This is a genomic window from Arthrobacter sp. 01T414 (genome assembly GCF_056398965.1).
The window spans coordinates 451,018-472,108 of the sequence record NZ_JBFTQK010000001.1 but is presented as its reverse complement, the minus strand read 5'-3'; the positions used below and the strand labels follow the sequence as shown (position 1 = coordinate 472,108).

General features: G+C 67.8%; 17 protein-coding genes. 6 read left to right on the top strand and 11 right to left on the bottom strand.

The features are described 5' to 3' along the window. Positions 1-3: 3 nt before the first annotated feature. A complete protein-coding gene (gene pta, locus AC1DK9_RS02225; RefSeq protein WP_476914870.1) occupies positions 4-2,157 on the bottom strand; it encodes a phosphate acetyltransferase in 2,154 nt (717 codons plus the stop codon). A 91-nt stretch (positions 2,158-2,248) separates the two neighbouring features. Here pta and AC1DK9_RS02220 point away from each other — a divergent pair, with 91 nt between their 5' ends. The 4 genes from AC1DK9_RS02220 to AC1DK9_RS02205 all read left to right on the top strand — a co-directional run bounded on the left by AC1DK9_RS02220 (position 2,249) and on the right by AC1DK9_RS02205 (position 5,723). Further along, positions 2,249-2,719 (top strand): hotdog fold thioesterase, encoded by a 471-nt coding sequence (locus AC1DK9_RS02220; protein WP_476914869.1) that lies wholly within the window; start codon positions 2,249-2,251, stop codon positions 2,717-2,719. Positions 2,720-2,735: 16 nt separating this feature from the next. Continuing rightward, positions 2,736-4,073 (top strand): phenylacetate--CoA ligase PaaK, encoded by a 1,338-nt coding sequence (paaK, locus tag AC1DK9_RS02215; RefSeq protein WP_476914868.1) that lies wholly within the window; start codon positions 2,736-2,738, stop codon positions 4,071-4,073. A gap of 87 nt (positions 4,074-4,160) precedes the next feature. Then, a complete protein-coding gene (locus tag AC1DK9_RS02210) occupies positions 4,161-4,772 on the top strand; it encodes a TetR/AcrR family transcriptional regulator (protein WP_476914867.1) in 612 nt (203 codons plus the stop codon). Positions 4,773-4,856: 84 nt separating this feature from the next. Further along, positions 4,857-5,723: a DUF427 domain-containing protein gene (locus AC1DK9_RS02205; protein ID WP_476914866.1), complete on the top strand. Its 867-nt coding sequence runs from the start codon at positions 4,857-4,859 to the stop codon at positions 5,721-5,723. 126 nt (positions 5,724-5,849) lie between these two features. Here the strand turns inward: AC1DK9_RS02205 and AC1DK9_RS02200 are convergent, their stop codons facing one another. Together AC1DK9_RS02200 and paaZ are read right to left on the bottom strand one after the other, a co-directional pair. Beyond that, a complete protein-coding gene (locus AC1DK9_RS02200) occupies positions 5,850-6,257 on the bottom strand; it encodes a VOC family protein (protein WP_476914865.1) in 408 nt (135 codons plus the stop codon). A 340-nt stretch (positions 6,258-6,597) separates the two neighbouring features. Further along, a complete protein-coding gene (gene paaZ / locus AC1DK9_RS02195) occupies positions 6,598-8,709 on the bottom strand; it encodes a phenylacetic acid degradation bifunctional protein PaaZ (RefSeq protein ID WP_476862538.1) in 2,112 nt (703 codons plus the stop codon). Between the two features lie 162 nt (positions 8,710-8,871). Here paaZ and AC1DK9_RS02190 point away from each other — a divergent pair, with 162 nt between their 5' ends. Continuing rightward, positions 8,872-9,288 (top strand): PaaI family thioesterase, encoded by a 417-nt coding sequence (locus AC1DK9_RS02190; RefSeq protein ID WP_476862539.1) that lies wholly within the window; start codon positions 8,872-8,874, stop codon positions 9,286-9,288. Between the two features lie 35 nt (positions 9,289-9,323). On the opposite strand, the gene AC1DK9_RS02185 is transcribed toward AC1DK9_RS02190, so the two are convergent. From AC1DK9_RS02185 to AC1DK9_RS02165, 5 genes are read right to left on the bottom strand one after another with little or no spacing between them, the layout of a single operon-like run. Beyond that, positions 9,324-10,385, bottom strand: a complete 1,062-nt coding sequence (locus AC1DK9_RS02185; RefSeq protein WP_476862540.1) for a LacI family DNA-binding transcriptional regulator — start codon at positions 10,383-10,385, stop codon at positions 9,324-9,326. After that, a complete protein-coding gene (locus AC1DK9_RS02180) occupies positions 10,385-11,884 on the bottom strand; it encodes a glycoside hydrolase family 1 protein (protein ID WP_476862541.1) in 1,500 nt (499 codons plus the stop codon). Before AC1DK9_RS02180 ends, AC1DK9_RS02185 begins: the two co-directional genes overlap by 1 nt. After that, a complete protein-coding gene (locus AC1DK9_RS02175; protein ID WP_476914864.1) occupies positions 11,881-12,825 on the bottom strand; it encodes a carbohydrate ABC transporter permease in 945 nt (314 codons plus the stop codon). Before AC1DK9_RS02175 ends, AC1DK9_RS02180 begins: the two co-directional genes overlap by 4 nt. Beyond that, positions 12,822-13,811 (bottom strand): carbohydrate ABC transporter permease, encoded by a 990-nt coding sequence (locus AC1DK9_RS02170; protein WP_476862543.1) that lies wholly within the window; start codon positions 13,809-13,811, stop codon positions 12,822-12,824. The genes AC1DK9_RS02175 and AC1DK9_RS02170 overlap by 4 nt, the downstream gene beginning before the upstream one ends. 3 nt (positions 13,812-13,814) lie before the next feature. After that, positions 13,815-15,107, bottom strand: coding sequence for an ABC transporter substrate-binding protein (locus tag AC1DK9_RS02165; RefSeq protein WP_476862544.1), 1,293 nt, complete (start codon positions 15,105-15,107; stop codon positions 13,815-13,817). A gap of 400 nt (positions 15,108-15,507) precedes the next feature. Between AC1DK9_RS02165 and AC1DK9_RS02160 the strand changes: the two genes are divergently transcribed. Then, the gene (locus AC1DK9_RS02160; RefSeq protein ID WP_476862632.1) at positions 15,508-17,343 is read left to right on the top strand and encodes an adenylyl cyclase; all 1,836 of its coding nucleotides are present in this window, start codon (positions 15,508-15,510) and stop codon (positions 17,341-17,343) included. 157 nt (positions 17,344-17,500) lie between these two features. Here AC1DK9_RS02160 and AC1DK9_RS02155 read toward each other — a convergent pair whose 3' ends face one another. From AC1DK9_RS02155 to AC1DK9_RS02145, 3 genes are read right to left on the bottom strand one after another with little or no spacing between them, the layout of a single operon-like run. Continuing rightward, complete coding sequence (locus AC1DK9_RS02155) at positions 17,501-19,717, bottom strand: S1 family peptidase (RefSeq protein WP_476914863.1); 2,217 nt, start codon at positions 19,715-19,717, stop codon at positions 17,501-17,503. A 9-nt stretch (positions 19,718-19,726) separates the two neighbouring features. After that, positions 19,727-20,434 (bottom strand): tyrosine-protein phosphatase, encoded by a 708-nt coding sequence (locus AC1DK9_RS02150; protein WP_476914862.1) that lies wholly within the window; start codon positions 20,432-20,434, stop codon positions 19,727-19,729. Beyond that, a complete protein-coding gene (locus AC1DK9_RS02145) occupies positions 20,427-21,080 on the bottom strand; it encodes a GNAT family N-acetyltransferase (RefSeq protein ID WP_476914861.1) in 654 nt (217 codons plus the stop codon). Before AC1DK9_RS02145 ends, AC1DK9_RS02150 begins: the two co-directional genes overlap by 8 nt. Positions 21,081-21,091 lie beyond the last annotated feature (11 nt).

The following is a 21,091-nucleotide window of genomic DNA, read 5'->3' as shown; positions in this document are numbered from 1 at the left end:
CTCCTAAGCCTTGGCTTCGACGATCGGTTCGGCGGGCTGTGCGGTGGGCTGTGCGGTGTCCGGCCCGGCCGGGCCGGACGCGGCTGGTTGCACCGACTGGGCCTGGATCGCGGTGATGGCGACCGTGTTCAGGATGTCGTCCACCGTGCAGCCGCGGGACAGGTCGTTGACCGGTTTGCGGAGTCCCTGCAGCACGGGTCCGACGGCCACCGCGCCCGAGGACTGCTGGACTGCCTTGTAAGTGTTGTTGCCGGTGTTCAGGTCCGGGAAGATGAACACCGTCGCCTGGCCGGCCACGGACGACCCGGGCATCTTGGACTCGGCGATGGCGGCGTCGACGGCGGCGTCGTACTGGATGGGGCCCTCGACGGCGAGGTCGGGGCGGCGCGCACGGACAAGCTCGGTGGCCTGGCGGACCGCGTCGACGGCTTCGCCTGCCCCGGATCCGCCGGTGGAGTAGGACAGCATGGCCACGCGGGGCTCGACGCCGAACTGGGCGGCTGTCTCAGCCGAGGCCAGCGCGATGTCCGCGAGCTGCTCCACATTCGGCTCGGGGTTGACCGCGCAGTCGCCGTAGACCAGCACCCGGTCCGGCATCAGCATCAGGAACACCGAGGAGACGATCTTGACGCCCTCACGGGTCTTCACGAACTCTAGCGCCGGCCGGATGGTGTGCGCCGTGGTGTGCGCTGCGCCGGAGACCATGCCGTCCACCACGCCGAGCTGGACCATCATGGTGCCGAAGTAGCTCTCGTCCTGCATCACTTCGAGCGCCTTCGCCAGGTCCACGCCCTTGTGCGCGCGCAGCTCGGCATACTTCTGCGCGAAACCCTGGCGCAGCTCCGAGGTGGCCGGGTCCACGATGTTGATCCCGGTGAGGTCGATCCCCTGGGTGGCGGCAAGTTCGCGCACGTCGGCCTCACGGCCCAGCACGGTGAGCTCGCAGACGTCGCGGCGGTGCAGGATCTCCGCGGCCCGCAGGATCCGGACGTCCGTGCCCTCCGGCAGGACGATGTGGCGGCGCTGTGAACGGGCCCGTTCGATCAGGTCGTGCAGGAATCGCAGCGGCGTCATGCGCTCCGGCCGGGGCAGGTGCAGCCGTTCCAGCAGTTCGGCCTCATCCACGCGCTTGGCCCAGAGGCCCAGTGCGGAGGCGACCTTGCGCCGGTGGCCGGACCAGATTTCGCTGCGCACCTCGGAGACGCGTTTGGCGGTCACATAGGTGTCGTCCGGTGCGGCGAAGATCGGGAAGGGGGCCTGCGCCAGCAACGAATAGATGGTGGGATCCGGGGCCAGGCCGCCGCTCAGGATCAGCGCCGACGGCACCGGGAACTCCGGCGAGAAGGAGGAGGCCAGGCAGGCAACCAGCACATCCGCCCGATCGCCCGGAACGATCACCAGCGCGCCGTCGTCGAGCACGTGCAGGAAGTTTGCCACGTTCATGGCCGCCACCTTCACCGAGTGCACATCGCGCTCCAGATCCGGCAGCCCGGCCACCTGGCCGATGCCCAGCGCGGCCGCCACCTCACCGGTTGTAGGGCGTGCAATGTCCTCCAGTTCCGGGAAGACATACACCGGTCGGCCGGAGGCACCCGGGCGTACCGCGGCGGCGATCGCCTCCAGGTCCTCGGGGTCGGCGCGGTTGACCATAATCGCCAGCAAACTGCACCGCTCGGCCAGGAGTTCCTTACGGGCCACCTCGACGGCGTCCGCGGTTTCAGCGACCGTGCGGCCCTTAGCCCCGACGACGGCGACCATCGGCGCGGCGAGGTTGTTGGCGAGCCGGGCATTGAGGTCGAATTCGACGGCGGCATCCTGGCCGGTCAGGTCCGTGCCCTCGATGATCACCACGTCGCAGTGGCGGGACATCTCGGCGAAGATCTCGACGCAGCGCGAGTCGATTTCCTCGCGCTTTCCTTCCGCGAGCAGGCCCCGGACCTCGGCGAACGTCAGGCCGCCGCGGCAGCGCTCGTCGTCGAGGTCGAAGCGGGACTTCATCAGGGTCACCATCGGGTCCGCGTCGGCGCGGCCATGCACCACAGGCTTGAAGAAGCCGATGCGGTCCGCGTGCCGGTGCAGCGTGTCCGCCAGGCCCAGGGCGATGAGCGACTTCCCGGATCCCGGCGTCGTCGCGCTGACATATATTCCTTTGGCCATGTGTCCCAGCATACTTACACCCCTTGACAGCAGGCACCCAAATGGGATTACCTAATGAACATTCGGTAAATAAAGCTGGAGGCAATGACGCATGGCTGAACTGACGATTTCGGGTGACACCCACCCCATCCTGAAAGACGACTACGCCTCAGAGTGGATGGGTATTGAGGTGCTGTCGCTCGACGACGGCCACGCCACCATCCGGATGCAGCTCCGGCAGGAGATGCTCAACGGCTTCGGCATGGCCCATGGGGGCATGATCTTCGCCTTCGGCGACACCGCCTTCGCCCTCGCCTGCAACCCGATGAAGCCGGCGCCCGGCGAGGAGAACAGCATCACCGTCGCCTCCGGCGTCGACATCAACTTCATCAAACCGGCCTTCCGCGGCCAGATCCTGACCGCCGTCGCCAACCACCGCGCCAGTACCGGCCGCAGTGGGATCTACGACATCCAGATCTACGCCGCGGATCCCGGACTTCCCGCCGACGCCTCCACCCCCGCTTCCGCGGGAGAACTCATCGCCGAGTTCCGCGGCCGCAGCCGCACCATCTCCAAGAAATAGAAACAGGGAACCCCAGATGACCACCCCCACCGCTGAATCTGCCCTCGCCCCCAGCGACGCCGTCCTGGACCGCGAAGAAACCATCTCCCGCGACGAGCTCGAGGCCTTGCAGCTCAGCCGCCTGCAGCACACCGTGGCGTACGCCTACGACCGTGTTCCCCTGTACAAGCGCAAGTTCGACGAGACCGGGGTGCACCCCACGGACCTCCGCGAGCTCTCGGACCTGGGCAAGTTCCCCTTCACCACCAAGGAAGACCTCCGGCTCGAATACCCCTTCGGCATGTTCGCGGTGCCGCAGCGCGAAGTGGCCCGGATCCACGCCAGCTCCGGCACCACCGGCCGCGCCACCGTGGTGGGCTACACCAAGAAGGACCTCGCCGACTGGGCCAAGCTCGTAGCCCGCTCGCTCCGTGCCTCCGGCGTCCGGCCGGGCATGAAGGTCCACAACGCCTACGGCTACGGCCTGTTCACCGGCGGGATGGGCGCCCACGCCGGCGCCGAGGCGCTGGGTTGCACCGTGATCCCGATCTCGGGCGGCCAGACCGAACGCCAGATCACGCTGATCCAGGACTTCCAGCCCGATGCCATCCTGGCCACCCCCACGTACCTGCTGACCATCGCCGACGCCATGATCAAGCAGGGCATCGACCCGGCTTCCACCTCGCTCAAGTACGCCGTCCTCGGCGCTGAGCCCTGGACGGAGGAGATGCGGCACGAGCTCGAAGTCACCATGAACATCAAGGCCTGCGACATTTACGGCCTCTCCGAGGTGATGGGCCCCGGCGTCGCCGGCGAGGCCGTGGAAACCCAGGACGGCAGCCACATCTGGGAGGACCACTTCCGGCCCGAGATCATCGACGCCTTCGATCCCTCAGTTGTCCTGGGCGACGGCGAGCCCGGCGAACTGGTCTTCACCTCGCTCACCAAGGAAGCCCTGCCGATCATCCGGTACCGCACCAAGGATCTCACCCGGCTGCTGCCCGGCACTGCCCGGCCTGCGCACCGCCGCATGGGACGGATCACCGGCCGCAGCGACGACATGATCATCCTGCGCGGCGTGAACCTGTTCCCCTCGCAGATCGAGGAAATCGCGCTGCGCATCCCGGAGCTCAGCCCTCACTTCCAGCTGGAGCTCACCCGCCCCGAGGGCCAGCGGATGGACCAGCTGACCGTCAAGATCGAACGCCGCGAGGCCGTCACGATCGAGGGAAGTGCGGCGGCGGCGAAGGTGCTGCAGCAGCAGATCAAGATCCACGTCGGATCCTCCTGCACCGTCGACGTCGTCGAGCCCGGTTCGCTGGAACGGTCCAACGGCAAACTCCGCCGGATCTACGATATGCGTCCCAAGGGCTGACCCGGCCCTCCTTCTGGCCGGTCCGGCTGCCGCGTCCTTAGGGCCGCGGCTGCCGGGCCGACGACCGTTCATGAGAAACTAGCGAGTATGCCCAGCACAGCAACCACCACCAAGCGCGGCCGTCCCGGCTATGACCAGCAGTCGGTGCTGCTGATCGCCGTCGACGTCTTCAACCGCCACGGCTATGACGCCACCTCGATGGGCATACTTGCCGAGAACCTGGGCATCTCCAAGTCCGCGATCTACCACCACGTGCCGTCCAAGGGCGACCTCCTGAAGCTCGCCCTGGAAAATGCGCTGGGCGGCCTCGAAGCCATCCTGGACCGGCCGGAGGCGCAGACCGGATCGGCCGATGCCCGGCTGGAATTCTTGGTCCGCGAGACCATCTCCGTCCTGGTGGAGCGGCTGCCGTTCGTCACCCTGCTGCTGCGGCTGCGTGGAAACACCGAGATCGAACGGGACGCCCTGGAACGCCGGCGCACCTTCGACCACAAGGTGGCCGCCCTCATCTCCGCGGCCCGCGACGAAGGCTCACTGCGCCAGGACATCGACCCGCGCACCGTCACCCGCCTGCTGTTCGGCACCATCAACTCGATCGTCGAATGGTACAAACCGGGCGGTTCGCTCTCCCCCGAAAAGCTGGCCGACGACGTCATCACCATGGCCTTCAACGGCCTCCACGTCCCCAGCCGGGACTGACCCAAACCCCAGCCGCCGTAGGCCGGCAGGGTCCGTCCCGGTGGCCCCATTGACGGGCCGCCGGCGACGGGCCACGCTGTGAGGATGGCCACCAGGTTATCCGAGGTGCTCATCGGCACCTTCCCCCAGTTCCGCTACGAGCCCACGGCCAAGCGTATCCGCGCCAGCCACGACGGCGTGCCGGTGGTGGACACCTCGCACGCGTACCTGGTCTGGGAACCGCGGCGGATCACCCCGATCTTCGCCGTCCCGGAGCAGGACCTGCTCGCCGGGCTCGCTCCCCCGTCACTGCCGGCGTCCGACGTCGAAGAGCACGCCTTCGCGCTTCGGGCCGGTACCGCTGCCACGTCACTGGACCCCGTCACCGGCTTCGGCCGGCACACCGCGCCCGGCGAGGAATTCGACGTCGTGACCCCGTCCGCCACCGTCGCCCGGGCCGCCTTCCGGCCCGCGGACCCGGACCTGGCCGGGCACATCGTCCTGGATTTCGCGGCCTTCGACTGGCTGGAGGACGATGAGGAGATCGTCGGCCACCCCCGCGATCCGTTCCACCGGGTGGACATCCGCACGTCGTCGGCGGAGGTGGAGGTGGCGTTCGACGGCGTCACTCTGGCCCGAACCACCGGTGCGCAACTGCTGTACGAAACCATGCTGCCGGTCCGCTACTACTTCCAGCCTGCGGACGTGCGACTGGACCGGCTGGTGGCCAGTCCCAAGCGGACCGTTTGTCCGTACAAGGGCGAGGCCAGCTACTGGAGCTACCCGGCGTCGGAGCAGGGCAGCAACCTCGCCTGGAGCTACGACCGGCGGTTCCGCGATGCCGCCCAGATCCATGGCCTCATTTGTTTTTTCAACGAACGGCTGGACCTGACGGTCGATGGGGTGCTGCAGCCCCGGCCAGTGTCGCCGTGGTCCCGGCCGGACCGGCCAGGCGGCCCGGGGGCACCTTGACCTCTTGCCCGGCCTCTCGGGGAGGAAATCCCGGCGTGTCCGTGCCAATGTACCCCCGCCCGGCGGGAGGCGGTAGGCCCGGGTGCAGAACAGCACCCCGGTGGACCGGGGTGCTGTTGACCGTTCTCAGAGCTGGTAGTCGGCCGCCGTCGTGATGTTCTCGTGCACGCAAAGAATGTTGTGCTCGGAGTCCATGAACCAGGCGCACTTTTCAGAATCCGTGGTGCAAATGTGGTTCTCGGTTTTGAGATCGGGGAGGTTGTAGTCCTGGAACATGACGCCCTTGGCTTCCATCTCCCGGACGGTGCGTTCGATCTCGCTGACTTCGAAACTCAGGGTGGTGTGCTCTGAATGCTTTCCATCCTTGACTGGCATCAGCTGCAGCATCGGGCCGCCTTCTGAGCCGAACAATTCGCTTCCGTCGTCTGCCACGCCACGGTGCGGGAGCCCCAGGGTGTCCGCATAGAAATGCCGGGCACGCGCTGCATCATCGACTGGCAGGACTGTTGTGGCTTTGCTAAGTACTAGGGACATTTCGCCACCTCCTACGAGCACGATTTTACGCCGGGCCAGGGTGGAAAGAGCCCTGCACTTCCCCTCCCCGCCAACGCTCCCTCAGCTCCTACCGCCCAACCACAAACGCTCCCTCAGCTCCTACCGCCTAACCACAAACGCTCCCTCACGGAAGTGAGGGAGCGTCATGCAGGACCCCACCGAACCTGAGGGAGCGTCCGGCAGGACGGCACCGGACCTGAGGGAGCGTCCGGCAGGACGGCACCGGAAGTGAGGGAGCGTCCGGCAGGACAGCACCAAATGTGAGGGAGCGTCCGGAAGGAAGCCACCGAACCTGAGGGAGCGTCCGGGGTGGGAGGGGTTACTTCTCCACGAGGGTCAGGACGTCGTAGGTGGCCACGATTTCGTCGTTCTGGTTGGTCAGGACGGCGTCCCAGGCCACTTCGCCGTACTCATCGGTCTCGCGCGGGGTGATCTTCTTGGCCGTCAGGGTGACCCGGATGGAGTCCCCGGCCGCGACGGGCGTGATGAAGCGCAGGTTCTCCAGGCCGTAGTTGGCCAGCACCGGGCCCGGCGCGGGTTCCACGAACAAGCCGGCGCCCCAGGCCAGGAGCAGGTAGCCGTGGGCAACGATGCCCGGGAAGAACGGGTTGGCCTCCGCCGCCTCCTGGTTGGTGTGGGCGTAGAACGTGTCGCCGGTGGAGTTGGCGAACTTGGTGATCTCGTCCAGCGACACCTCCCGCAGCTCCGAGCGGATGGCGTCGCCGATGTGCAGCGTGGCCAGGGACTTCCGGAACGGGTGCTGGCCCTCGGTCTCGAGCGTGAAGTTACGGTCAGCGCCGGTGTGCCAGACCCCGGTGACGGCCGTGAGCATGTTGGGCGAGCCCTGGATGGCGGTCCGCTGCATGTGGTGCATGACCGAGCGGATGCCGCCGAGTTCCTCGCCGCCGCCGGCGCGGCCCGGGCCGCCGTGGACCAGGTGCGGGACGGGCGAGCCGTGGCCGGTGGAGCTGCGGGCATCCTCGCGGTTGAGCATGAGCACGCGGCCGTGGTGGGCTGCGATGCCGGTGACGAGTTCACGGGCCACCGCCGGATCGTTGGTGCAGACCGAGGCGACCAGCGAACCCCCGCCGCGGGCGGCAAGGCGGACGGCGTCGGCGAGGTCGGTGTAGCCGATCACCGAGGAGACTGGACCGAAGGCCTCGAGGGAGTGCACCTCCTCGGCTTCCGGGTCGGCCCAGCTCAGCAGCACCGGGGACATGAAGGCACCGCCGTCGACGACGCCGACGCTCCCGTCCGCGCTGGTGACCTTCGGCGAATCGAGGCTGCCGTAGGCAAGCTCGCCGCCGGCGTCGAGCATCGACTGGACGGCGGCGCGCACGTCGGCGAGCTGCTCCAGGGAAGCGAGGGCGCCCATGGTGACGCCTTCGGCGCGGGGGTCGCCCAGCACGACGCGTTCGGTGATCCGCTCCCCCACGGCGGCGACGACGTCGGACACCAGTTCCTGCGGCACGATTGCGCGGCGGATCGAGGTGCACTTCTGGCCGGCCTTGGCAGTCATCTCGGTGACGAGGGACTTGATGAAGGCGTCGAATTCCGGGGTGCCCTTGACGGCGTCCGGGCCGAGGATGGCGGCGTTGAGGGAGTCGGTTTCGGAGGTGAAGCGCACTCCGCCCTTGACCACGTTGGGGTGGGACTTGAGCGTGTTGGCGGTGGACGCGGAGCCGGTGAAGGCGACCAGGTCGCGGTAGTCGAGGTGATCGAGCAGGGTGCGGACCGAGCCGGAGACCAGCTGCAGCGAGCCCTCGGGCAGGATGCCGGATTCGTCGATCGCCTTCACCACGGCCGCGGCAACGTAGCCGGTGGGGGTGGCCGGCTTCACGATGGTGGGAACGCCGGCGATGAAGGCCGGGGCGAGCTTCTCGAGCATGCCCCAGACCGGGAAGTTGAAGGCGTTGATCTGTACGGCGACGCCGGGGATCCGGGTGTAGATGTGTTCGCCGGCGAAGGAACCGTCCCGGGACAGGATTTCCATGGGCCCGTCCACCACTACCTGGGCGTTGGGCAGCTCGCGCCGGCCCTTGGAGCCGAAGGTGAACAGCACGCCGATGCCGCCGTCAATGTCGATCATCGAATCGACCTTGGTGGCACCGGTCTGCGCGGAGAGCGCGTAGAACTCGTCGCGGCGGCCGTTGAGGTACTGGGCCAGTTCCTTGAGCTTGAGGGCGCGCTGGTGGAAGGTCAGCTTCCCCAGTTCCGCCTGACCGGTGGTGCGACCGTAGTCGACGACGGCGGCCAGGTCGAGGCCCTCGGTGCTCACCTTGGCGAGGAGCTCACCGGTGCTGGCGTCCAGGACGGCGGCAGCCCCGGCGGCGGCGGCCGCATCGGGGGTCCACCACGAGTTCCGGACGAAACTGGGGACGATCTCGACGGTGCCCACTGAGGGTTCCGGAGCTGTGGCAGTGGTGGTCATCGTTGACGGGTCCTTCCAACGCGGGGCAAGATCAACACGGCCAGCGCATTACTGACCGTCCGTTCGGTAATATGTCTACAGTACATGAAGGAGCCCTGCGGCACACTAGTAGCGGCAGGACCAACCGGCCCGTGACAGGCCCGAGCCCCCAGAGGAGACGCAATGACGCCCGATCCCCGCGGTACCGAGCTGTGGAAGATCACCCTCGGTGAACTTGACGAGAAGATGGGGGTCAAGATCGTTGAGCAGTCGGTGGAACGCGTCGTGGCCACCATGCCGGTGGAGGGCAACCGGCAATCCTTCGGGCTGCTGCACGGCGGTGCCTCGCTGGCCGTCGGAGAGGCCGTGGGCTCCTGGGCCGCGGTGATCCACGCCAGCACCCTGGGCAAGACCGCCGTCGGCGTCGACGTCTCCGCCACCCACCACAAGTCAGCCCGCGAGGGCCTCATCACCATCACGGCCACCCCCATCCACCTGGGCGGCACGATGACGACCCACGAAGTCCTGATCACCAACGCGGCCGGCCAGCGGTTGTGCACGCTGCGGATCACCAACCTGTTGCTGGACCGCAAGGACTGAACAGTTCCGCTGGAGCGCCCGCCTGCCTACCCGACCTACGGCAGAGTGCCGGCTACGGTGCTGGCCCGGACGACCAGGCGCGCGGGGTAGATGAGCGGCTCGCGGCTGGCCCCCGGGTCTTCGATGTCAGCGAGAAGCAGGCGGCCCGCTTCGGCAGCCATTTCCACCGTGGACTGGTTGATGGTGGTCAGCGGCAGTTCGCCGGGAGCCGTCAGATGGTCATCGAAGCCGACGACGGCGACGTCCCCGGGCACCGACCGGCCGGACGCCAGCAGGGCCGTGATGGCGCCGCGGGCCATCAGGTCTGAGGCGGCAAAGATGCCGTCCACGCTGCCGTCCTCGGCCAGGATCTGCTCGGCGGCTGCGGTGCCACCGGCGGGCGTGAAGTCTCCATGGGCCACCGGTCCCGCCGTCAGCCCGGCTTCCCTGAGGCCCGCCTGCCATCCCGCGAGCCGGTCCGCGGCCGCGGTCATGTCCAGTGGGCCGGTAATGGTTGCCAGCCGGGTGCGTCCCGCGTCGGCCAGGTGGAGCGCGGCCAGCCGGCCGCCATCGAAGCTGTCCACGTCGACGTAATGGATCCCGAGGCCGGTATCCCACGGCCTTCCGATGAAAACGGTGGGCAGCCCCGACGCTGCGAGGTCCTCGGTCCAGCCGTCCGCCTTGTGGTGCGAGACGACTATGGCGCCGTCGACGTGGCCGCCGCGCAGATAGCGGACCGTCCGGGATGGATCACCGCCGGCCCGTGACATCAGGAGCACCAACTGCATGTCCGTGTCACGGAGCGCCTCGGTCACGCCGGTAATGACGGCGGCAAAGAACGGATCCATCATGACGCGCGCGTCGGGTTCGTTGATGACCAGGGCGATGGACGAGGTCCGGCGGGTGACGAGGCTGCGGGCGGCCCGGTTCGGGGTGTAGCCGAGGGAAATTACCGCGGCGTCCACCGCGGCCTGGGCCTCCGGGCTGACGCGGGACCCGCCGTTGATAGCCCGCGACGCGGTGGAGCGGGACACTCCGGCCGCCGTCGCGAGGTCTTCAAGGGTGGGGGTGGGTTTGGCCGGTCCGGCCCGGAGACCCCGGTGGATCTGTGCGCTCATTACCTCGAGAATACGACATCCCCGGTGTCCGCTTTGACCAACACTTCCTGCTGCGCCGGCAGCGCGTTGGCCGCCGCCGCCGTTGCGTACCAGAGCCCGCTCGCCTTGGGGATGCGCTCCAAGGTCTCGTAGTCGACCCGCACCAGGCCGAAGCGCTGGTGGTATCCGTAGGCCCACTCGAAATTGTCCAGCAGCGACCAGGCGAGGTAGCCGCGCACGTCCGCGCCGTCGTCGATCGCTGCCCGGACCGCGCGCAGGTGGGCGTCGAAGAACGCAAGCCGGTCCTGGTCGTCGACATAGCCGTCGGCGTCCGGCGCGTCCGGGTAGGCTGCGCCGTTTTCGGTCATGTAGATCGGGATGCCGGCCGGGCCGGTGTACTCGCGCTGCAGCCGGGTCAGCAAGCGGTGCAGGCCCTCGGGCTGCACTTCCCAGCCCATTCCGGTCACCGGCAGGCCGCGCGGCACGGAGTGCACACCCTCGGCGGAGACGAACGGGGTTGCCTCCGGCTTGCCGGCGGACTCCGGCGCTGCCTGGGCCGTGGTCGTGACGGTGTCCTGCGTGCCCTGCTCATCGGCGGCTGCCGCTTTGGTCAGGGCTTCACCCTGGTAGTAGTTGACGCCCAGCAGGTCCATGGGCATCGAGATGACGGCCAGGTCGCCGTCCTGCACCACGGCGTCGAAGCCCAGGCCGGCGACGTCGTCGAGCACATCTGCGGGGTAGGCGCCGCGGAAGAGCGGGTCGAGGAAGATCCGGTTGTGCAGGCCGTCGATCCGGCGGGCCGCGTCCCGGTCCTCCGCGGAAGCGGGGTCTGCCGGGTCGGCGACGGTGAGGTTCAGAGTGATGCCGAGGATCGCTTCCGGGTCGCGCCGGCGCAGTTCCGCGGCGGCGAGTCCGTGCCCGAGCAGGAGGTGGTGCGCGGCGGCGAGGGCGGCCGCCGGTTCCTGCCGGCCCGGGGCATGGACGCCGGCGGCGTAACCGAGGAACGCCGAGCACCACGGTTCGTTGAGTGTGGTCCAGATGCGGACCCGGTCGCCCAGGGCCGCATGCATGAGCGCCGCGTAGGCTGCGAAAAGCTCGGCCGTCTCGCGGTTGGCCCAGCCGCCTTCATCCTCCAGCGCCTGGGGCAGGTCCCAGTGGTACAGGGTCAGCCAGGGAGTGATGCCCGCGGCGAGGAGCTCATCGACCAGCCGGGAGTAGAAGGCGATCCCCTCGGGGTTGGGTGTCCTACCGTCGGGCATGCAACGCGCCCACGACGTCGAGAAGCGGTACGCCTTGAGGTTCAGCGATTTCATCAACTCGACGTCCTGGCCCGAGCGGTGGTAGTGGTCGCAGGCCACGTCGCCGTTGTGGGCGTCCGCGACGGCGCCCGGGACCCGGGCGAATGTGTCCCAGATGGAGTCCTGCCGGCCGCCCTCATGGGCGGCTCCTTCGATCTGGTAAGCGGCCGTGGCCGCACCCCAGAGGAAACCTTCGGGGAAAGCTAGCGGGGTGATGCTCATCCTTTGACTGCTCCTTGCATAATTCCTGAAACGAGTTGGCGACCGGCCGCGATGAAGAGCAGCAGGAGCGGGATGGTGGCCAGCACAGCGCCGGCCAGCACCACTGAATAGTCGACGAAGTGGRCTGCCTGCAGCAGCTGCAGTGCCACCGGCAGAGTCGGGTTGGACGGATCCAGCACAATGAAGGGCCAGAAGAAGTTGGTCCACGTGGCGACGAAGGTGAAGAGGGCCAGCATGGCCGCAGCGGGCCGCGCCGCGGGGAACCCGACGTACCAGAAGGCCTGGATCATCGAGGCCCCATCCATCCGGACGGCTTCAATGAGCTCGTCCGGCAGGGCGTCACGCAGGTACTGGGTCATCCAGAAGACGCCGAAGGCCGTGACGACGCCGGGAATGATGACGGCCCACAGGGAGCCTGTCCAGCCCAGCTTCGCCATCACGATAAACAGCGGAACCACGCCGAGCTGGGTGGGCACCGCCATGGTGGCGATCACGAAGACGAGCAGGCCCTTGCTGCCGCGGAAGCGAAGCTTGGCGAAAGCAAATCCCGCGAGGGTCGAGAAAACCACCACCGAGCAGGCCGTCACCGTGGAGACCAGAAGGCTGTTGCCCATGGCTTTCCAGAACGGGATACTGTCGAAGACTTTCGCCGCGTTGGCCAGGAAGTTCCCGCCCGGAAGCAGCGGAATCCCGCGGCTAAGCGCCGTGCTGTCGTGGCTGCCCACCAAAAAGGACCAGTACAACGGGAACAGGGACGCCAGCAGCACTGCTCCCAGGGCGCCGTAGCTCAGGGCTCCCGGACGGCGCACGCCCCCAGCGCCGCCTCGGTTGCGCCCGGGGGTGCGTCCGCGGCCGGGACCGGCAGGCCGGTTCAGCCGCTTGGCGGCCGTCTTGGCGGCGCCCTCACCGACGGTCTGTCGGATCATGGGGATGGAGCTCATTTGCGGCCTCCTTGGCTTGCGATGCGCCGCGTGAGAAGGAAGTTCAGGAGGGCGATCAGCACGATCATCAGGAACAGCAGCCACGCGACCGCGGATGCCCTGCCGAAGTTGCGCTGTCCCCAACCCAGTTCCCAGATGTACATGGTCAGCGTCTGCCACTGCCGGTCGGCGCCGCCGAGCCCGGACTGGTCGAACACCCTCGGCTCGTCGAAGATCTGCAATCCGCCGATCGTGGACGTGATGGCTACGAAAATCACGGTGGGCCGAAGCATCGGAACCGTCACCGACAGGAACTGACGGACGCGGCCGGCCCCGTCGATGGTGGCGGCCTCGAAGACGTCCCGCGGGATGGCCTGCATCGCCGCCAGGAAGATCAGCGAGTTGTAGCCGATCCAGCGGAAATTCACCATGGTGGCGATTGCGAGGTGGCTGGCCAGCTGGTCGGAGTGCCAACGGACCGGGTCAAGGCCGGCAAGGCTCAACAGCTCGTTGACGAGACCGAACTGGTCTGCGAACAGGTTGTTGAAGATCAGTCCAACGGCCACGGGAGCGACGACGAATGGCACCAGGACACCAATCCGCCAGAACGTCTTGGCCCGCAGGTTCGCGTCCAGCGCGGCTGCGATCAGCAGCGCCAGCACGACCTGCGGCACGGAGGAGAGCAGGAAAATGCTCAGCGTGTTCCCCACCGCGTTCCAGAAGTACGGCTGTCCGAGGACAAAGCCGAAGTTCTCCATTCCGATGAACTTGCCCTGGCCACCGATGAGATTCCAGTTGTGCAGGGAAACCCAGCCGGTGTAGAGCAACGGAAACAATCCCGTGAGCGCAAACAGCAGGAAGAACGGCGAGATGTACAGGTAGGGCGAAACCTTGACGTCCCACCGGGACAGCTGCTGCGAGAACGCGAGCCGCCGCACACTCTTCGCGTCCGTTCTTTCCTCGTCGAACAATGATTCTTGGGGCCTGACCCGGTCCGTTACCGGCATGACTTACAGGGACTTCACAGCGGTGAGGAACTTCGCCCAGGAGGACTCGGCGTCGTCCTTCTTGTCCACGTCCACGCGGGTGAGTGCCTGCTGCATGGCGTCGTTGATGGCAAAGAACTTCGGGCCCTTGAACGGGGTGGCGCCCACGGCCTTGGCCCGCTCGGCGAAGATCTTCCCGGTGGGGGCGTTGTTGAAGAACTTGTTGGTCTGGCCGAGCAGCGCTTCGCTGTCCAGTGCCGCGACCTGGCTCGGGAAGGTGCCCTTGGCCTTGAAGGCCTTGATCTGCTGTTCGGGGGCGGTCAGCCAGGCGGCGAGCTTCTTGGCTTCGGCCTGGTGCTTGCCCTGTGCCGGCACGGTCAGGTACGAACCGCCCCAGTTTCCGCCGCCGCCGGGGAAGACGTTGGCGACGTCCCAGCCCTTGACGCCGGTGGCGTTGCCCTCGATCACACCGAGCATCCAGCCCGGGCAGAGCGTGGTGGCGAACTTCTGGGACTGGAATCCTGCTACCCAGTCGTTGCTCCACTGGCCCAGGTGAGCCGACAGGTTGTCCTTCGTGGAGGCGTTGAGGACCTTGGTGTAGACCTCCTTGACCGCAGGGTTTTCGGCGGCGATGACGGTGCCGTCTTCGTTTTCGTAGGCCTTCTCCAATTGGTTGCTCATGCCCTGGTAGATGGCTCCGGCGGAATCGAACCAGGCCGCCCCGGTCTTCGCGGCGACAAACTTCTTGCCGGCGTCGAAGTAGCTGTCCCAGGTCGTGCCGAGCATCTTGGCGACGGACTCGCGGTCAGTCGGCAGCCCGGCCGCCTTGAGCAGGGACGAGTTGTAGCAGACGGCCTCGGGACCGGAGTCGGTGCCGTAGCCGATAAGGTGGCCGTCCTGCGTGGTCGCCGCCTTCGTCTTCCAGTCCAGCCAGCGGCCTTCCACGGCGGGATCCTTCAGGTCCACGAACTGGTCCGGATACTGCTTGAGTTCGGAGAGCCAGTCGACCTCGATTGCTTCGACGTCAGAGAGGCCCGAGCCGGCGGCCAGGCGGGTGGTCAGGTTGTCACGCGCCTCGTTGGTGGTGGCGGCCTTCTTGTGCTGGATCTTGACGTTCGGGTTGAGCGATTCGTACTCCTTGAGCAAGCTTTCGTAGCCGAACTCGTTGAACGTGGCGAGAGTGAGGGTCACGGGCTCCTTCCCCGTCTCGCCGGTGGGTGCCGCGGCTTTGGGTGCGTCTGCTCCGCAGGCGCTCAAGGCAAGGGTGAGGCAGGCAGCCGACGCCGACAGTGCGGCAAGCTTGCTGGGGAATTTCACGCAGGGACTCCTTTGTCGGGATGAGGCACGAAGAGTGCGGGGCGATGCGCCCAGATTGGGAGCGCTCCCACATACAGCATGGGAGCGCTCTCACGAGCATGGTGTCGCACATCACAGCGGCTTGTCAAGACGGCGCCCAGGGCCGGATTCGGACCCTTGCCCGCCTCCGGGGGCGGTGTTAGGCTTCCCGGCGGGAGCGCTCCCACACCCGGCCTTCACCAGAGCCGGGCGCCTCATTCCCTTCACTCCCCTTCCGCAGCCCGTGCAAAATCCGCACCCCAAGAGAGCAGGACAAGCAATGCCGCTAGCCCACCTCCGCCGCCGCCGGGCGGCCCATCCGACGTCCTTCCGGACGCCAACGCACCACCAGAGACGGCTGCTTGCCGGCGCGGTAGCGGTGATGCTTGGCGTGCTGGGCGCCGGAGCCGCCCCCGCCGCCAACGCCGCACCGCCACCGGCGATGAACCCGGCGATAAACCCGGCGATGAAACCGGCCAAGGCCACGCCCGCGCCGGCCCCCGACTTCGGCGCCAACGTGCGGATCTTCGATCCGAGCATGCCTGTCGCCGACATCCAGGCCGAGGTGGCCGCCATTGCGGCCAAGCAGGTCGACGACGAGATGGGCACCAACCGCTATTCCCTGCTGTTCAAGCCCGGCACCTATGGCAGCGCGGAAACGCCGCTGATCATCCAGGTGGGCTATTCGACCGAGGTGGCCGGCCTGGGCGCCTCACCCACGGACGTCACCATCAACGGCCATGTGGACACGTACAACCGGTGCCTCACCGCGGACAACTGCATCGCCCTGAACAATTTCTGGCGCTCCGTCTCCAACCTCACCATCAACGTCACCGGGCTCGAGGGCTGCCGCAGCTCGGCGAACTTCTGGGCCGCATCGCAGGCATCGCCCATGCGGCGGGTCAACATCACCGGCGGCAACCTTTCCCTGATGGACTACTGCACCGCCGGCCCGCAGTACGCCAGCGGCGGCTTCATTTCCGATTCAAAAGCCGGCACGGTCATCAACGGTTCGCAGCAGCAGTACCTGGTCCGCGACAGCAGCATCGGCAGCTGGTCCAACGGCGTCTGGAATCAGGTCTTCTCCGGGGTGAACGGGGCCCCGGCCCAGTCCTTCCCGGATCCGCCCTACACCACCCTGGCCAGCACCCCGGTCAGCCGGGAAAAGCCCTACTTGACCCTGGACTCCGCCGGCCAGTACAGCGTCTTCGTTCCCGCGGTGCGCCGGGACTCCGCCGGCACCACATGGGAAAACGGTCCGACGGCGGGCCGCAGCATCCCGCTGTCAGACTTCTTCCTCGCCCGGCCCTCGGATTCGGTCCAGACCATCAACTCCCAGCTGGCCCGCGGCAAGAACCTGCTGCTGACCCCGGGTGTCTACGACATTGACCGCAGCATCGAAGTCAAGCGCGCCAACACCGTCGTCCTCGGGCTCGGCATGGCCACCCTCACCGCCGTCGACGGTTCCGTGCCGCTGACGGTCGCGGATGTCCCCGGCGTCGACATTGCCGCCGTTACCGTGGACGCCGGCGAGAAGAATTCACCGGTCCTGCTGCGCGTCGGCACCCAGCGTGCCGCAACGGGCAGCGCCCGCGCCCACAACGGCTGGAGCGATCCCGCCAACCCCACCACCCTCCACGATGTGTTCTTCCGGATCGGCGGGCCCCACGTCGGCAAGGCCTCGCTGAGCCTGGAGGTCAACAGTGACAACGTGCTCCTGGACCACATCTGGGCCTGGCGCGCCGACCACGGAAACGGCGTGGGCTGGACCACCAACACCGCAGACAACGGCGTCATCATCAACGGCGACGGCGTCACCGCCACCGGCCTGTTCGTGGAGCACTACCAGCAGTACAACGTGATCTGGAACGGCGAACGCGGGAAGACCATCTTCTTCCAGAATGAGCTGCCCTACGACGCCCCCAACCAGGCTGCCTGGCAGCACGACGGAGTCCTGGGCTGGGCCGGTTACAAGGTGGCCGACCAGGTCAAGAACCACGAACTCTGGGGCGGCGGGAGCTACGTCTACAACAACGTGGATCCCTCGATCCACGCCACGCGGGGCTTCGAGGTTCCGGTGACGCCAGGGGTGAAGCTGCACAGCCTGCTGACCGTCAACCTCGGTGCAGGAACGCTGGACCACGTCATCAATGACACCGGCGCTGCGGTCTCGACCGACGCCGTGGGCAAGCCCAGCTACGTAGCCAACTTCGGCTGAAAAACGGCGGGCGGGAGCCCTAAGGCCCCGCCCGCCGGCAGCTAGCGAAGCGCCATAACAGAAAGGCCGACTGCTGACAGCAGCCGGCCTTTCTGTTACGTCCGGTCAATCCGTTCGCGGGGAGAGTCTCCTGCCAAGTGCGGCGTTGGCCGGGCAGCTAGAGAGTACCGCGGCGGCGGGCAATGCGCGCGCCGACGAGTACGGCGGAGCCCAGTAGCATCGCGCCGGCGGCGAGGCCCGCCAGCGGCAGGAATGACCCGGCCGCCGTGCCGGGTTGCTGCACCGCAGCCGGGGTCCGCCCGGCGTCGGCGGGGTTTAACGCCTCGGTGGAGCTCCAGGCAGGTGTCGGGGTTCCCTCCGGAGCGCTGGGCACTGCTGTGGGGGCCGGCGCCGGGGCCGTGGCAGGCGCCGACGGCATCGAGCCCACGGCGGCGGGCGCTTCGCCCTCAGTGGGAGCCGGCGGAACGGCGTGGAGGCCCGGAGCGGGCGCGGGAGCCATGACGGGAACCTCCGCCACGGGGCGGGCGGCGGGTGCGGGCTGTCCCGCGGCGGCCGCACCGGCCGCCAATTCGACGCGGAGGGTGAAGTCCATCGCGCCCGAGCGGCTGTAGCCGTTGACGGTCTCGGCCGTGAACTGGAACGCGCCTTCCGAGGACGGCGCGCTGAAGGACCAGTTTCCCGCGGCGTCAACCGGGACTTCGACGGCATCCTGGTTCGGGCGAACCAGGCGCACCAGGGAGTTTGCAGCGACGCCAGAGGCGGGGGCTGCAGGCACGCGGCCCCGAACCAGGCTGCCCGGCGAGACCGTGGCGGCCTCCGTCGGCACTGTGAGTTCGGGCTTGTTCAGGAACAGCTGGAGCTGGACGGGCCCGGGAACGTAGCCCAGCGCGTCCTCGAGCGTCGTTGCGACGGCGAAATTCTGCGCCGCGCCCCGTGGTTCCCCGGCGGAGTGTGTGCCGACGGCGAAGTTTCCGCTGATCCAGGGCCCCCCGGAGTCTCCGCCGCCGGACTGGACGTCGTAGGACAGGAACCCTTTGAAGGCCCGCAAGTCTCCGGCGGCGGCGGTCCGCCCGCCCACCACGTAGATCCCGGTTTCCGCCACCTTGCCGCAGGACCATCCGGTTGTCCGACCGGACCGGCAGACAGCCTGGCCTTGGTACGGCGCGGCGGTACCGATGATCTTGACGGAGGTCTTGGCGGGGCTGGCCATGTTGTCCCAGGTGATGGCAGAGGACTGCACCGTGAGCCCGGGCCGCAGCTCATTGATGACGGCGATGTCGGTGCCAACGTTGCCCGGGCTCGACTCCGAGCCGGTGATCGGGGAGTTGTTCGTGCCGCCGAATTGGCTGAACCCGAACGTTCCCAGGGACTCGAGCACATCCGGGCGGGGTGTCGTGGACCCGCCGGCCGGCGCCGCGCTTAGGGGTTCGACGTCGGCCTTGACCGCCGTCCCGTCTTCGGCGCAGTGCCCGGCCGTCAGCACCAGCGGCAGGCCGGACGGGCTGAAGGCCCCAAAACCGGCAGAACAAATCGTCATGTTGTCGACGACGTATCCCTGGCCGCCGTAATAGTCCTCTTCGGTCTTGATGGCGGCGCCCTTTTCCAGCTCCACGTTGGCGTAGCGGGAGACGAAATCCGCGGCCGAGATCTTTCCCGGAGCCGGCTCGGCGACCGGCTCCAGGCCCCGGGGCGCCAAGGCTGCCACGGCAGCCGAGCCTTCGGCCGTATTGGTGCCGCCGGTGCGGATGACAAAGTGGCCGTCGGTAAAGGCCACAGCCTGCAGCCCGGCAGGGCCGACTTCACGGAGGTATGCCTGGAAGAGCTGCTCGGCACTGCCGGCGACGAGTTCGGGCTTCGGGGCGGCGGCCGGCGATGCCGCGGTCCCCGCGGGAGCCTCAAGCGTGCGCGCGGCCGGCGCCTCCAGCGTGAACAGGGCCGGGCCGGGCTGGTTCAGTTCATCAATCCGGGTCCGAAGTTCGGCGCCGCTGCCCTGGACCACGATTCTTCCGTCCCGCAGGACGATCCCGACGTAGCCAGGCAGCCCGCGCATCGACGGGACGGCGTCGGCGGCGCGCTTGGCCAAGGCACCCGCGGCGTCGAACTCCTCCATCGTCATGCCGAGATCCCGCTGGACCGCGTCGGCGAGGCCGGCGTCGCTGATACCCGGCTGCGGGGACGGGGACGGCTCAGCGGACGGCGCCGGGGCCGGGGTCGTGACTTCCGGGCTGGCGCTGGCCGAGGGCGAAGGGGACGCCGCTGCCGGGTCGGGTGAGCCGGACTCAGCCAACGCGGGGACCGCCAGGGTCGAACCCGCGAGCGCAATGGCGACAGCCGCCGTCGACCGCATTACCAGCGCATACGTGGGACTCTTCACCCGGTTACTCTAGTGCCCCAATTTGCCCCGAACGGCAGTCAACTCAGGAACCGTTACCCCATTGTGGCCCAAAAATTCGGCAGTTTTTACCTCGCGCACAAAGCGGAGCAGGCTTTCCTGTCGTGCCTTGACCAGCGGCTCGAGTACGTCCTCGGGCAGGTAACGCTCATGCGGATGCGGGGTGGCCGACACCCGGTGGTGTTCGTTGATCCCCCGCATGGCCCGCGCGTAGGCCAGGGCAATGGCGTCCTCACCGGCTCCGGCGAGGTCCTGGAGCATGGCCGCGATCATGCCGCTGCGGTCCCGTCCGGCCGAACAATGGATTATGACGCCGCCGGGAGCTGCCGCTACAGCTTTGAACACCGCCGCGAGCTTCCCGGGGAAGATCCTGGCGTTGTCCGGGTAGGACACCGGGTTGTTCAGGTACGGCACACAGAGCGCGCGGAATTCAGCGTTGCTGGGATCCTCGGTGGGCGAATGCACAATGTCGAACGCCGCCAGGGTCTCCTCGCTCACTCGTGGATCGGTGTCCCGCCGGCGGATTTCGTCCGGATTCCGGAGGTCGATCACTGTCCGGATGCCGCCGTCGTAGGCCTGCTGCCAGCCGGTCTCGGTGAGCCATTCGCGGCGTCCCATCCGGTACACGCTGCCCGCAACGTGCCAGGCGTTGACAGCCCCGTCCCAGTTGACGGCCCCGCACTCCGGCAGGCTACCCACGGGGTCCCTGCTCCCGCTGCTTGGCCAGCCGGAACTCCAGGCCGCTTCGCACCATCGGCCATTCATGTTCCAGGATGGAGAACACCACCGTGTCGCGCAGCACGCCGTCGGCCGTGCGGGTGTGGCTGCGCAGTACGCCATCCTGTTTGGCGCCGAGCCGGGCGATCGCCTCCCGCGACTGGTGGTTGAGCCAGTGCGTGCGGAATTCCACGGCCGGGCAGCCGAGTGTTTCGAAGGCATGCCGGAGCAGCAACAGCTTGGAGTCCGGGTTGCTGCCGCTGCCCTGCGCCGACGCGGCGTTCCAGGTGGAACCGATCTCCACCCGGGGTGTGGCGGCGTCGATGTTCATGTAGGTGGTCATGCCGATCACCTTGCCCGGACCGCCCGTGGCCGGGTCGAGCAACCGGGTGGTGAACGGCAGCATCGAGCCGGCCTCCTGCAGGGCGAGCCGCCGGTCGATCTCGGCCGCCATCGCCTCCGGAGCCGGGACCGAGGTGTACCAAAGTTTCCAGAGCTCCCCGTCCCGGACCGCCTCCACCAGGCCGTCGTGGTGGGCATGGCTCAGCGGCTCCAGCACCACGTGCTGGCCGGTGAGCGTGATGGGTTCAATGCGCGGCGGGGTGGTGGTCGGCGGGGTGGTAGTCACTGCACCATCCT

Bases quoted from the DNA above. Each gene is read 5' to 3' on its own strand.
- pta (WP_476914870.1), bottom strand. From the start codon at position 2,157: ATGGCCAAAGGAATATATGTCAGCGCGACGACGCCGGGATCCGGGAAG.
- AC1DK9_RS02220 (WP_476914869.1), top strand. From the start codon at position 2,249: ATGGCTGAACTGACGATTTCGGGTGACACCCACCCCATCCTGAAAGAC.
- paaK (WP_476914868.1), top strand. From the start codon at position 2,736: ATGACCACCCCCACCGCTGAATCTGCCCTCGCCCCCAGCGACGCCGTC.
- AC1DK9_RS02210 (WP_476914867.1), top strand. From the start codon at position 4,161: ATGCCCAGCACAGCAACCACCACCAAGCGCGGCCGTCCCGGCTATGAC.
- AC1DK9_RS02205 (WP_476914866.1), top strand. From the start codon at position 4,857: ATGGCCACCAGGTTATCCGAGGTGCTCATCGGCACCTTCCCCCAGTTC.
- AC1DK9_RS02200 (WP_476914865.1), bottom strand. From the start codon at position 6,257: ATGTCCCTAGTACTTAGCAAAGCCACAACAGTCCTGCCAGTCGATGAT.
- paaZ (WP_476862538.1), bottom strand. From the start codon at position 8,709: ATGACCACCACTGCCACAGCTCCGGAACCCTCAGTGGGCACCGTCGAG.
- AC1DK9_RS02190 (WP_476862539.1), top strand. From the start codon at position 8,872: ATGACGCCCGATCCCCGCGGTACCGAGCTGTGGAAGATCACCCTCGGT.
- AC1DK9_RS02185 (WP_476862540.1), bottom strand. From the start codon at position 10,385: ATGAGCGCACAGATCCACCGGGGTCTCCGGGCCGGACCGGCCAAACCC.
- AC1DK9_RS02180 (WP_476862541.1), bottom strand. From the start codon at position 11,884: ATGAGCATCACCCCGCTAGCTTTCCCCGAAGGTTTCCTCTGGGGTGCG.
- AC1DK9_RS02170 (WP_476862543.1), bottom strand. From the start codon at position 13,811: ATGCCGGTAACGGACCGGGTCAGGCCCCAAGAATCATTGTTCGACGAG.
- AC1DK9_RS02160 (WP_476862632.1), top strand. From the start codon at position 15,508: ATGCTTGGCGTGCTGGGCGCCGGAGCCGCCCCCGCCGCCAACGCCGCA.